The following is a 12575-nucleotide window of genomic DNA, read 5'->3' on the forward strand; positions in this document are numbered from 1 at the left end:
TCAACCAGGAATTCCAACAAAAAATATGGTGAAGACAAATAAGAATGCACTATTAAAATCCATTTTAATTTTTACGATTTTAATTAGCTTCACCGTACTGCTTGGCGGCGGATATTGGATCTTTAAAGAGCAAGCGCCAAGACCGCTAAAAGTAACAAATGTGAAAGGTGATTTGCTTTTCTCAAAAGAAACCATTATGGGAGGCCAGGCTGTTTTCCAAAAGTATGGTTTAATGGATTACGGAACTGTACTTGGCCAAGGTTCCTATATGGGGCCTGATTATACTGCCGAAGCGCTTAAGATTTATACAGAAGGAATGCAGGACTATCGGGCGAAAGAAAAGTTCGACAAACCGTTTTCTTCCTTAAATGACGATGAAAAGGCCGTAATTCGGAGCAATGTTATCAAGGAAATGCGTGAAAACCGATACGACAGCAGTAAGGATACGCTTCAGTTAACAGATGCGCAGGCGTATGGACTTGAAAAAGTAAGAGCGTATTATAAAGGCGTATTTACAAAAGGCGATGGCTGGGGATTGAAGGCCGGCATTATTAAGGATAAAGATATGCCAAGCCAAAATCGGGCCTATGTTGCCAGCGGTGATCAAATCAAACAAATCTCCGACTTTTTCTTTTGGACAGCATGGCTTTCAAGCACTGTTCGTCAAGGGGATAAAATAACGTATACCAACAACTGGCCATATTATCAGGATGCCGGAAACAACTTATCTTTCTCGGCCATTTGGTGGAGCGGAGCAAGTGTTACCATTTTAATCTTAGCAATAGGGATTATTCTTTTCGTATTCTATAAATATCATCTTGGAATGCAAGAAGCTTATAAAGAAGGAGAATTTCCGCAAATCAATATAAGGAAGCTGCCGGTTACTTCCTCACAAATAAAGGCTGGTAAATATTTTGTTATTGTTGCAGCGCTATTCTTTGTCCAATCCATGTTTGGGGCATTGCTTGCCCACTATTACATTGAGCCGGACAGTTTCTTTGGGATTAAGTGGATTAATGATATTCTACCGTTTAATATTACAAAAGGCTTTCATTTGCAACTGGCGATTTTCTGGATTGCTACAGCTTGGCTGGGCATGGGGATTTACGTCGCACCGCTTGTGGGTGGACATGAACCGAAGAAACAAGGCTTGCTCGTCGATATTTTGTTTTGGGCGTTAGTCGTTCTCGTCGTTGGAAGCTTAATTGGAGAATGGCTTGGTGCAAAAGGATATTTAGGGAACAACTGGTTCCTACTCGGAAACCAAGGATGGGAATACTTAGAACTCGGAAGAATATGGCAATACATTCTTGCGATTGGTATGGGTATTTGGTTAATCATTGTCTATCGCGGCATTAAATCAGGCTTAAAGAGGGAGAACGATAAAGGCGGCTTGATCCATCTATTGTTCTACTCTGCGATTGCGGTTCCGTTTTTCTATATTTTCGCGTTCTTTATTAATCCAAATTCAAGTTTTACGATGGCTGATTACTGGCGCTGGTGGATTATTCACCTATGGGTTGAAGGTATTTTTGAAGTGTTTGCCGTTGTGGTCATTGGTTTCTTAATGGTTCAAATGAAGCTTGTAACAAAGAAATCGACCATAAAGGCCTTGTACTTCCAATTGATCTTATTGCTCGGCAGCGGTGTTATCGGCATTGGCCACCACTACTACTATAATGGATCAGCAGAAGTATGGATCGGTTTGGGAGCGGTATTTTCTGCATTAGAAGTCATTCCGTTAACCTTGTTAATTCTTGAAGCATATGACCATTATAAAATGATGCGTGCTGGTGGAATCGACTTCCCATATAAAGGCACATTCTGGTTTTTAATCTCTGTAGCGATCTGGAACCTTGTTGGTGCCGGAGTGCTCGGATTCCTAATCAATCTGCCTGCAGTTAGCTATTTTGAACATGGTCAATTTTTAACGCCGACACATGGCCACGCTTCAATGATGGGCGTATATGGTATGTTTGCGATCGCTGTTCTTCTCTATTCGCTTCGCAATATTGTAAAACCGGAGGCATGGAACGACAAATTGATTAAGTTCAGCTGTATCATGCTGAACATCGGTCTTGCCGGAATGGTATTTGTAGCCTTGTTGCCGACAGGATTTTTGCAAATCAAGGAAGCGTATTTTAATGGATATGCAGCATCGCGCTCAGCCTCGTTTTTACAGCAAGGCATTGTCCAAAACTTATTAACATGGCGTGCTGTTCCAGATACGATTTTCTTAATTGGTGTTGTCGCCTTGCTTGTCTTTGCCGTTAAAGCTCTTTTCAATTTACGAAAACCAACACATAATGAAAATGAAAAACTGCCGGTAAAAGACTTGGCTGTTGACGAAGAATAGATAAAAATCCGCAAAGCCTTAGCTTTGCGGATTTTTATTTTCTTTCCCTTCTTGTTCCAGGCAGTCATAGCAAAGAATTTTTTGTTCATCTGTATGAACGCCATTAAAAAAACCGTCCATGCAAAAGAGTTCTTTCCCGCATTTTGAACACAATCCAACCAATTCCCGCATTTCCATTCCCCTTTAATTATTTTTCCATCCATTAGTACAGTTAATGTTAATTGCTGGCAGCACGGCTGTCAATCACTTCTTACTATTAACAAAATCATCTTAAGAGTGTGATGTGACTCACTAGTAAATGATATTCATTTTCATATAATAAAAAAGAAGTAGTGATACTATTTAAGGAGTGAAAAAGATGCAAACTTTTGCAAAAGTCATCAATGTACCGGATTATCCACCACGGGAAAAGCACCCAACAATTTTAAACGCTTTTGACGAACTGAAACCAGGGGAAAAGATTCAAATTGTGAATGATCATGATCCTCGTCCGCTTCAGTATCAATTTATGATGGAACGAACCGATCAATTCACATGGGAATACCTTGAAGAAGGTCCCGAAACGTGGAAGGTTGCCATCGGCAAAAAATAACCAAGATTAACGAATAAAATATAAACGTGACGAACCATCGGAGCTTCCCTTTCCCCCTACACAATTTTGCAACAGAACATGTTTCTGTTGTTTTTTTATTGTCTGAGTTTTTTTGTTTACAAAAATTTCGAATAGTTGTAATGTTTTCTGTGAAGGAGGCGGTCAAACAGAAGGGAAGAACAACAAAAGGGGAAGCAAAATGTTTTACTTAAATTTGTAAGGGTTTACATCGAGAATGGGGAGGAATTTTATTATGCGGGAAAACTATCGTTATAAGATTATGTTGATGATGGTTCTCATGGTTATTATCAATTACATTGACCGCGGAGCCATTTCCTATGGCTCAAAACAAATTATCGGGGAATTTGGTTTTGATACCATCGCCTGGGGGGCAGTGCTAGGATACTTTGGTTACGGCTATTTATTTGGTTCATTATTTGGCGGTGTCCTTTCAGACAAAAAAGGTCCGAAGTTTGTCTGGATTATCATTGGGATCAGCTGGTCCGTTTTTGTTATTTTAACTGCATTTGCAGGCGATATTGGAAAAGCGCTATTTGGCGGTTCGGCTTTAGCCGGTTTCGCTGTTGTCCGTATCCTGTTCGGGTTTTCCGAAGGACCGACGTTTTCAACAATCAATAAAACAAATGCAAACTGGGCTACGCCGAAGGAACGCGGCTTTGCAGCTTCTGTCGGACTGTTGGGAACTCCGCTTGGGGCGTTGTTAACAGCTCCAGTTGCAGTCGGACTGTTATCAATCGCGAACTGGAAAACGGTTTTTATTATCCTTGGCAGCTTGGGATTGGTATGGATTATCGGTTGGGCAAAAATGTTTAAAGATGTTCCGGAAAAGCATCCGAAAGTTTCAAAAGAAGAGCTTGCCAAAATTCGTGCCGAACAGGATTTATTGCCAGATGAAAAGTTAATTACCCAAACGGATCATTCTGTTAAATGGTATTATTTCTTTAAAAATCCTACATTGGTGTTCAATGCAATTGGTTACTTCGCTTTCCAATACGTAAACTTTTTGCTGCTTACATGGACGCCAAAATATTTGCAGGACCAGTTCCACTTCGAATTGTCTTCCCTTTGGTACTTGGGAATGATCCCGTGGATTGGCGCTGTCTTTACCGTTCTACTTGGTGGGAAAATTTCAGACATGCTCCGTTTAAAAACAGGCAGCCTGCGGATTGCGCGCGCGGGACTAGCGGTTGTTTCATTATTATTAACGGCCATTTGCTTTTTGCTTATTCCGACTCAGCAAACAATTTTTGGTGTGATGACATTAATGTTCATTGGCAATGCCTTTAACTTTTTGCCAAACTCAGTTTACTGGACAGTTATTATCGACACAGAGCCAGGACGCGCTGGTACTTTTGGCGGGATTACGCATTTCATTACGAACACGGCAACGATTATTGCTCCAACATTAACCGGATTCTTGGTTGTTAGCTTCGGCTATTCCTCCATGTTTGTAGCAGCAGGAATTGCCGCCGCAGTTGGAATGTTAGCAATGGCTTTCGTTAAACCGGGAGCAAAGAAAGCAAGCACTGAAAATCTTGCTTCTGCACAGGTGAACAGCTAATGGATGTTCTCACAACGTCAGAACTTATTCGAAAAAGAGAATGCTCACCTGTTGAACTCGTAAAAAAAACATTAGCTAAAATTGCCGAAGAAAATCCGAAAAACAATTCGTTTATTACAGTTTCTGAAGCGGAATCTATTCATGAGGCCATCAAGCTTGAAGAGGAGTTAATAAGTGGAAAATATAGAGGCATTCTGCACGGGATTCCAATTGCGCTAAAGGATTTAATTTTCACAAAGAAGCTTCGAACAACGATGGGCTCAAAAGTGTTTAAAGATTATGTTCCGGATATTGACGCAGCCGTTGTTGAAAAATTAAAGGAAGCCGGAGCCATTATCATCGGAAAAACGAATACTCATGAATTTGCCTATGGTCCAATCGGTGACCGATCCTACTTCGGTCCATGCCGGAACCCGTACAATTTGGATAAAATCTCGGGCGGGTCAAGCAGCGGTTCTGCTGCGGCCGTTGCCTCCGGGATGGTCATGGCGGCATTGGGAACAGATACTGGCGGTTCGATTCGGATTCCTTCAGCTGCTTGCGGTGTTGTTGGCATGAAGCCAACGTTTGGGCTTGTCAGTAAAAGAGGCGTCTTTGACTTGGCTTACACGCTAGATCACGTCGGCCCGATTACAAATACAATTAAAGACAACGCGGTCGTTTTGAATGCGATCGCCGGCTTTGATTCAAAAGATCCTTATTCAATTTCTACTGCCCAAAAGGATTATGCTTCATTAATTGGGAAAGAACTGAAAGGGTTGAAGATCGGGCTTCCATCGTTTTACTATCATAAGATTGATAAAGAAGTTTTTGCGGCGGTAACTAGCAGTGTGAAACAATTTGAAACTATGGGAGTCAGCAGCAAAACGGTCGAGATCAGTTGCTTGGAAGAAATTGCGGCAGCTCAAACGATTACGATTCAGGCGGAAGCTGCAGCAGTCCATATTGACACAATCCAACAACACAAAGAAGCAATGGATGAAGAGGTATATGAACGATTGCTCGCGAGTAGGGACGTAAAGGGATATGAATATGTTCAGGCACAAATAAAAAAGAATCAATTAATCAATCAATTTAATGTAGTCTTTCAAGATGTCGATATATTGGTTGTTCCTGCCCTTCCAATCCTGCCGACAAACATTGGTCAAAGAGAAGTAGAAATCAACGGGGAAAAGGAATCTGTCCGGCATGCATTGTTACGATTAACTTCGCCAACCAACTATACAGGAAATCCATCCTTAACAATGCCTTGCGGTTTTTCAAAAAGCGGCTTGCCGATTGGAATTCAGATGATTGCCAAACATGGAAACGAAGAAATTCTTTACCAGGCCGGATACGCATTGGAGCAATCGAAGGGAAAGGAAAAAATGTAAGAACTAGGTTTCAACATTGAGCCGTTAAGGGCTCTTTTTTTTGTTTAATTGAAAGTTCGCTAGAAAATTATGCTAAAATATGGAGGAAGCCAAAGGAGGGATTGGATCCGTATGAATGTAAATCAATTGGAAACAGAATTTTTTGACTACATCAAGAAAATGTCTGCATACAATGAGGCGCTTGCGCTTATTTATTGGGATCTTCGCACTGGAGCGCCAAAGCAGGGGATCGATCAAAGATCAGAAGTGATTGGAATGTTATCTTCTGAAGTATTTCAGATGTCTACTTCAGAAGAAATGGCGGCATACATAGCCAATTTATCAGGGGAAGCGGTTTCGGATATTGCAAGAAAGACACTTGAAGAATGCCGGAAAGAGTATGAACGCAACAAAAAAATTCCCGCAGAAGAATACAAACAATATGTGATCCTTCAGTCAAAAGCAGAAAGTGTTTGGGAAGAGGCGAGAGCGAAATCCGATTTTGAAATGTTTCGCCCCTATTTGGAACAATTGGTTGCGATGACAAAACGGTTTATTCACTATTGGGGATACGAAGGGAATAAATACAATACCTTATTGGACATGTATGAACCGGGTATTACGGTAGAAACTCTCGATCGTGTTTTCGGCGAATTGAAAGAGAAGCTGATCCCGCTTGTACAGCAAATATCTCAGTCTGCAAATAAGCCTAAGACCAATTTTTTGTTTAAATATTTTCCAAAAGACCAACAGCGGCAATTCAGCATTGAAATTCTTAAAAAAATGGGATTTAATTTTGATGCTGGCAGATTGGATGTTACTGTTCACCCATTTGCAACCGGAATAAACCCGGGAGATGTGCGGATAACGACACGATACGATGAGCAAGATTTCCGAACCGCAATTTTTGGAACGATTCACGAGGGCGGACATGCAATATATGAACAAAATATTTCACCGGAGTTAATCGGTACGCCGTTATGCGCCGGAACCTCAATGGGAATTCATGAATCCCAGTCTCTTTTCTATGAAAATTTCGTTGGCCGGAATTTTCATTTTTGGAAAAATCATTACCCGCTTTTGAAAAAGTACACGAATGGGCAGTTTGAACAAGTTGCACTAGAAGATTTTTATTGGGCAATCAATGAATCAAAGCCTTCATTAATTCGGATCGAGGCCGATGAATTGACGTATCCGCTTCATATAATCATTCGTTATGAGATCGAGAAAGGATTGTTCAATGATGAAATCGAAGTAAAGGACTTGCCGGGTATTTGGAACGAAATGTACGAAAACTATTTAGGCTTACGCCCCGAACATGATGCAGACGGTGTGTTGCAAGATGTTCACTGGTCAGGCGGAAGCTTTGGCTATTTTCCATCCTATGCGCTAGGGTATATGTATGCTGCCCAATTTAAACATACAATGCTCTCCGAACTGCCAAATTTTGATCAATTATTAGCAGAGGGAAATTTAAGCCCGATAAAAGAGTGGCTAAACAAAAAGATTCATCAATACGGGAAAATGAAAAAGCCGCTCGAAATAGTGCGGGACGTAACTGGAGAAGGCTTAAACGCCCGGTATTTAATTGAGTATTTATCCAAAAAGTACAGCGAAATATATCAATTGAAAAACTAACCACTTAAAAAGGCTCCCCATTTTGCTGGAGCCTTTTTAAGTTACCATGTTTTATATTCTTTTGAGCCAAATTGGCACTTCGGAAACGCTTATATTAATAGCTATTGAAAGACAATGGGTAGAAAATCAAAACTTTTCAATTTGTATATGTACTGTTATTCACTCTTTTGTAGCTGGGCAATTCGATAGTTTAACGAAAATGAATGAAAAATAAATAAACTGCAAGCCACGAAATGACGATGAAAAGCCCCAAAAAGAAAATAGAGGCCAATGATTTATTTAATGATGATTGATCTACTATTTCTGCCTTTTGTTTTGTTTTCAATTCACTAGTCGCCATTCTCTTAACGCTCCCTTCCAAATCTTTTAAAGCAGAAAAAAACTTATAGTTCATAAATCGATTATCTAACTACTATGGTAATGGTGAAAATTTAAGATAACAGTGAGTAAACTCACATTGAATGCCACAAATTGTGAATATATTGTGAATTATCGCAACATTTATGTAATGAAAGGACTGGATCATGACTGGGGTTAAAAATGATCTGAAGACAGATTGGACTGTCACCTAATCTGTTTTCGATAAATATAAATAGTAAGATAGATAAATGCTGCAAAAATGTTTCTGAAAGTGGTGTGCCGTATGGAAAAATATTATTGTGACTCTTGCCGGCTGCTTTATAACAAAGAGGAATGGTGCAAAGTGTGCGGATCACTTGCGAAAAACAAAATTATCATTGAAGTCCAAAACCAGAAAGAAACTAAATAAGGAAGAAACTACTTTCCACTGGAAAAGATTTTGTAATGTTTTCAGAAAAAATGAATAGTATAATGGATCTGCACAACAACAAACCTTCAAAACGCATTGCTTCCCGTCATATAGGGAGGCTTTTTTTGTGAATAATAATTGTTAATAAGCGGAAATAATAAAATGTAACGAATTTGTCCTAAAGATGTTAAAGAATTGTGACAGTTCCTAAGGCTTTATTGAAAATGATTATCGCTCTATGTTAAACTAATAGCAACGATGAAAATCATTATCAATAATGATTCGGTTAAGGGGTGTTCTGGGTGACTTTTGCGCTTGTTGGTGGAACGGTTATTGTCTATGCATTTGTCATGAAACACGTATTAAAACATATCTTGCATTAAGGATTGTTCCTTAAGTGAAATGATTTTTAAAAAGGCGAAACTGTTCCAATCCTTTGCTGCATCTAGGCCAAAAACCAGAGTCTTCTCTGGATTTTGGCCTTTTTGTATGTCAATGGCAAAATGTGAACAAATCTTGTCTGACCTGTGCAGTAAGGATGGGAAAACGTTGAATAATCGTTTAAAATAGAACTAATACGAAACAGGGATAAGGGGAAATATCAGGATGATTCGAATTGCAGGCCAAACGGTAACCGAGGAAGTAGTAAAACGAAAACTAGTGGATATACACGATTATTTGGAAAAACAAATGGATGGGGAAAATGCCAATAAAATCAAGCAGCTGGCAAAAAAACTGCTAAAACAGGAGTTTACAATTGCTTTCTGCGGTCATTTTTCTGCAGGCAAATCGACAATGATCAATAAAATACTTGGTGCAGATATTCTGCCGTCAAGCCCGATTCCGACGAGTGCCAATCTCGTTAAGGTAAAGTCGGGAGAAGATTACGCAAAGGTCTATTTTAAAGCAGAAAAACCGCGTATTTATTTAGCACCGTATGATTACAATTTAGTAAAAAATTATTGTAAAGATGGCGATCAAATCGCTGAGATCGAAATAAGCGATTCAAGGACAAGTTTGCCTGTGTACACGGCGATCATGGATACACCGGGGATTGATTCTGCCGATGATGCCCATCGGATTGCTACGGAATCTGCCCTCCATCTTGCCGACCTTATCTTTTACGTGATGGATTATAATCATGTGCAAGCAGAGCTGAATTTCCTGTTCACAAAGGAATTAATGGAAGCAGGTAAAGAGGTCTGTCTTGTAATCAACCAAATTGACAAACATCGGGAGGAAGAAATTCGCTTTACTGAATTTAAGCAAACGGCAGCGGCTTCATTTGCAGCATGGGGCGTTAAACCAGGGCGTATTTTTTACACATCGCTGAAAAAAAACGACCATCCTTTGAATGAATTTTCCGAATTGCAGCGGTTTATCACAGGGAAAATCGCTGCTAAAGACGAATTTTGGCTGCAGGCAATTGATCAGTCATTGAAAAAAATTGCCGTGGATCATTTGAACCAAAAACGCATCCGGGTCGAAGAAAAGCTGCAAGCAACAAAAGAATTTCTCAATCACTTGCCCCAGGATGAACAAGAAAAAATACCGGAAACTTTTCGTCAACTGCGTACCGAGCTGGAACAGCAGAATGAAAACAAGGACGAAGCGGAAAAAACTTTTGACCAAGAGATTAGCAAAATTATGAAAAATGCTTATTTGTTTCCATTTGAAACGAGAGAATTGGCCGAAGCCTATTTAACTGCAAGGCAGCCTGAGTTTAAAGTTGGATTTCTTTTTGCAAAGAAAAAAACGGACATGGAACTTAAAGCAAGGCTTGACCGTTTTTACCAGGACATCCTTGCCAAAACAAAGTCGCAAATTGAATGGCATATTAGGGAATACTTGGGTCAGTTTTTAAAAGAAGCTATGTTGAATACTCCGGAACGAACGATGCTTGTCCAATCATTTACTGTAACGTTTCCGCCGGAATTGCTGATAAATGCAGTAAAACCGGGAGCCGGGCTAACTGGGGAATATATTTTACACTATTGCAATGATGCAGCAGATGCAATTAAAGCAGCTGTAAAAAAACAATTAACGCCGATAAAAGAGGCGTTTCTGAAGGCTCTCACTGAAACGCAAACAGAACAAACGAAGCGCTTTGTTCAAAAGTTTAAAGAGGCAGAACGATATTTTCTTGCCTATCAAGAGATCGAACAGCAAGAGATCGAGTTGCAAGGTGAACAAAGGAAACTGCAAGAACTTTTACAGCAAACAAACCCGATCGAAGGAACTGTGCATGAACCGCTATTTGTCGAGGAAGAAGAGGAGTTTGAAATTGTTGCTGACGGAGGAGAAAAGGAAACCATTCAATTGAATCCTTCAGTCGGGACAATGGATCCGAAGACATTGATGCCGCAAGCAGTTGTCAGCCTTTCGAATCAATCTGTCAATCGTTTGCGGCAAGTAGCTGACGAATTGAAAATGGTATCCAAGGTGATTGAAGATCTTCCCGGTTTTCAGAAGACGGCACAAGAATTGGCAGAAAAAGCCTCAAGGCTTGAGCAAAAGGGATTTACCGTCGCATTGTTTGGAGCCTTCAGCGCCGGCAAATCGTCGTTTGCCAATGCATTAATGGGCGAAAAGGTTTTGCCCGTTTCACCGAATCCAACAACAGCAGCCATCAATAAAGTGATGCCGGTAACAGATGAAAATCCCCATGGCACAGTGCTGGTTAAATTTAAAGTTCCAGATGGGATGCTTGGGGATGTGAACCACGCGTTGAAAATTTTCGGTCTGGAGGCGGCCTCTTTTTCAGAAGCACTCGAAATGATTGACACCAGCCTTGCGTCAGAATCCCTAGAGGATGGTATAAACAAGACCCATCTCTCCTTTTTGCAGGCATTTAAAAAAGGATTTAGATCGTTTGATAAACAGCTTGGAACGGTCTATAAAACAACTGCAGATGAATTTGCCGAATTTGTTGCTAACGAAGAAAAATCGTGTTTTGTTGAATTGATAGAATTGTATTTTGATTGTGAATTAACAAGAAAAGGGATAACTCTTGTTGATACACCGGGGGCTGATTCAATCAACGCCCGCCATACCGGTGTATCGTTTGATTATATTAAAAACGCGGACGCCATTTTATTTGTAACGTACTATAATCATGCGTTTTCGAAAGCAGATCGTGAATTTTTAATTCAGCTCGGCCGTGTGAAAGATTCGTTTCAGCTCGATAAGATGTTTTTCATCATCAATGCTATTGATCTTGCTGAAAACGACGAGGAAAAGGAAGTGGTTGAACAGTATGTTTCCGGGCAGCTCAATGCCTACGGGATTCGAAATCCCCATCTTTATTCACTATCCAGCCTACTTGCGCTGAAAAACAACAAGGCTGCTGCCGACCCAAATTCGGGCATGCCGCCATTTCGGAACGCTTTTTATACCTTTATTGAAAAGGATTTGACGAATATGGCTGTTTCTGCCTCAGTAGCTGAATTGAACAGGGTTATCAAGCTCGTTGATAAGCTTGTGCGAAGTTCAAAGGAAGATGCGGCGGCAAAGCAGCAAGAAAAGTTAAAACTGGAACGGGAAAAACAGCAAATTCACACCCTTTTAAGCGGGCAATCGGCCGATACGTTAAGAATGCGGCTGGATCAAGAGGCCGAAGAACTTTTGTACTATATGAAACAGCGTGTCTTTTACCGTTTTGGGGATTTCTTTAAAGAAGCATTCAATCCTTCCGTATTAAAGGATGATGGAAGAAATCTAAAAAAATCATTAAACCAGGCATTAGATGAATTTCTTCAAAGCATCGGGTTCGATTTTGCACAGGAGATGAGAGCGACAACCATACGATTGGATCGGTTTGCTGAGAAAATATTAACCGATTTTCAGGCAATGATTGGTCGAAAGCTATCTGAAATCAATCCTGATTTGTCATTGGCTGCGTTTGAATTTAAAAATGAAGGGCAGCTCTTGTTCGAACCGGCTTTCGAGGAGCTTGATCAACGTATTTTTGCAAAAGCCCTGGCTTATTTCAAAAATCCTAAATCCTTTTTTGAAAAAAATGAGAAAAAACGGATGAGTGACGAAATTTACGATCAGTTAGGCCCACAGGCAGATGACTATTTAAAAATCCAATTGGAACGATTAAGCGATTATTACCGGGATGTGTTGGCAAAAGAGAGTCTCCGGCTAACAGATGAGATTGCCCAACAGGTGGAAGGCTTTTATGTAAGCCTGGAATCCACACTTGGCGGCGGAGTTGCATTAGACCGGTTGATCGAAATTCAGCAAATCCTGCAAATGAAAAAATAAATCCAATGGGGGAGTAA

Annotated in this window: 8 protein-coding genes; 6 read left to right on the forward strand and 2 right to left on the reverse strand. The window is 40.3% G+C overall.

Annotation, left to right across the window (positions count from 1 at the left end; genetic code table 11):
• The first annotated feature begins 25 nt into the window (after positions 1-25).
• Entirely contained in the window at positions 26-2356 is a 2331-nt protein-coding gene (locus ACQYAD_RS10190; protein ID WP_430238776.1) for a nitric-oxide reductase large subunit, read from the forward strand.
• A gap of 18 nt (positions 2357-2374) precedes the next feature.
• On the opposite strand, the gene ACQYAD_RS10195 is transcribed toward ACQYAD_RS10190, so the two are convergent.
• Entirely contained in the window at positions 2375-2527 is a 153-nt protein-coding gene (locus tag ACQYAD_RS10195) for a hypothetical protein (RefSeq protein WP_430237861.1), read from the reverse strand.
• Positions 2528-2714: 187 nt separating this feature from the next.
• Between ACQYAD_RS10195 and ACQYAD_RS10200 the strand changes: the two genes are divergently transcribed.
• The 4 genes from ACQYAD_RS10200 (at position 2715) to ACQYAD_RS10215 (ending at position 7520) form a co-directional block, all read left to right on the forward strand.
• Complete coding sequence (locus tag ACQYAD_RS10200) at positions 2715-2948, forward strand: DUF2249 domain-containing protein (protein WP_430237864.1); 234 nt, start codon at positions 2715-2717, stop codon at positions 2946-2948.
• Between the two features lie 253 nt (positions 2949-3201).
• The gene (locus tag ACQYAD_RS10205) at positions 3202-4530 is read left to right on the forward strand and encodes an MFS transporter (RefSeq protein WP_430237866.1); all 1329 of its coding nucleotides are present in this window, start codon (positions 3202-3204) and stop codon (positions 4528-4530) included.
• Positions 4530-5903: an amidase gene (locus ACQYAD_RS10210; RefSeq protein ID WP_430237868.1), complete on the forward strand. Its 1374-nt coding sequence runs from the start codon at positions 4530-4532 to the stop codon at positions 5901-5903. Before ACQYAD_RS10205 ends, ACQYAD_RS10210 begins: the two co-directional genes overlap by 1 nt.
• Before the next feature lie 111 nt (positions 5904-6014).
• Complete coding sequence (locus ACQYAD_RS10215) at positions 6015-7520, forward strand: carboxypeptidase M32 (RefSeq protein ID WP_430237870.1); 1506 nt, start codon at positions 6015-6017, stop codon at positions 7518-7520.
• A gap of 190 nt (positions 7521-7710) precedes the next feature.
• Here ACQYAD_RS10215 and ACQYAD_RS10220 read toward each other — a convergent pair whose 3' ends face one another.
• The gene (locus ACQYAD_RS10220; protein ID WP_430237871.1) at positions 7711-7860 is read right to left on the reverse strand and encodes a cytochrome c oxidase subunit 2A; all 150 of its coding nucleotides are present in this window, start codon (positions 7858-7860) and stop codon (positions 7711-7713) included.
• A gap of 1035 nt (positions 7861-8895) precedes the next feature.
• Between ACQYAD_RS10220 and ACQYAD_RS10225 the strand changes: the two genes are divergently transcribed.
• On the forward strand, positions 8896-12558 hold the full coding sequence (locus ACQYAD_RS10225; protein WP_430237872.1) for a dynamin family protein: 3663 nt from the start codon (positions 8896-8898) through the stop codon (positions 12556-12558).
• Positions 12559-12575: the final 17 nt, after the last annotated feature.

It is taken from the genome of Neobacillus sp. SM06 (assembly GCF_050496765.1).
Classification (GTDB): Bacteria; Bacillota; Bacilli; order Bacillales; family Cytobacillaceae; genus JAEVLT01.

Excerpts from the sequence above, each read along its gene's own strand:
- ACQYAD_RS10220 (WP_430237871.1), bottom strand. The coding sequence starts at position 7,860 with ATGGCGACTAGTGAATTGAAAACAAAACAAAAGGCAGAAATAGTAGAT.
- ACQYAD_RS10200 (WP_430237864.1), top strand. The coding sequence starts at position 2,715 with ATGCAAACTTTTGCAAAAGTCATCAATGTACCGGATTATCCACCACGG.
- ACQYAD_RS10225 (WP_430237872.1), top strand. The coding sequence starts at position 8,896 with ATGATTCGAATTGCAGGCCAAACGGTAACCGAGGAAGTAGTAAAACGA.
- ACQYAD_RS10205 (WP_430237866.1), top strand. The coding sequence starts at position 3,202 with ATGCGGGAAAACTATCGTTATAAGATTATGTTGATGATGGTTCTCATG.
- ACQYAD_RS10195 (WP_430237861.1), bottom strand. The coding sequence starts at position 2,527 with ATGCGGGAATTGGTTGGATTGTGTTCAAAATGCGGGAAAGAACTCTTT.
- ACQYAD_RS10210 (WP_430237868.1), top strand. The coding sequence starts at position 4,530 with ATGGATGTTCTCACAACGTCAGAACTTATTCGAAAAAGAGAATGCTCA.
- ACQYAD_RS10215 (WP_430237870.1), top strand. The coding sequence starts at position 6,015 with ATGAATGTAAATCAATTGGAAACAGAATTTTTTGACTACATCAAGAAA.
- ACQYAD_RS10190 (WP_430238776.1), top strand. The coding sequence starts at position 26 with ATGGTGAAGACAAATAAGAATGCACTATTAAAATCCATTTTAATTTTT.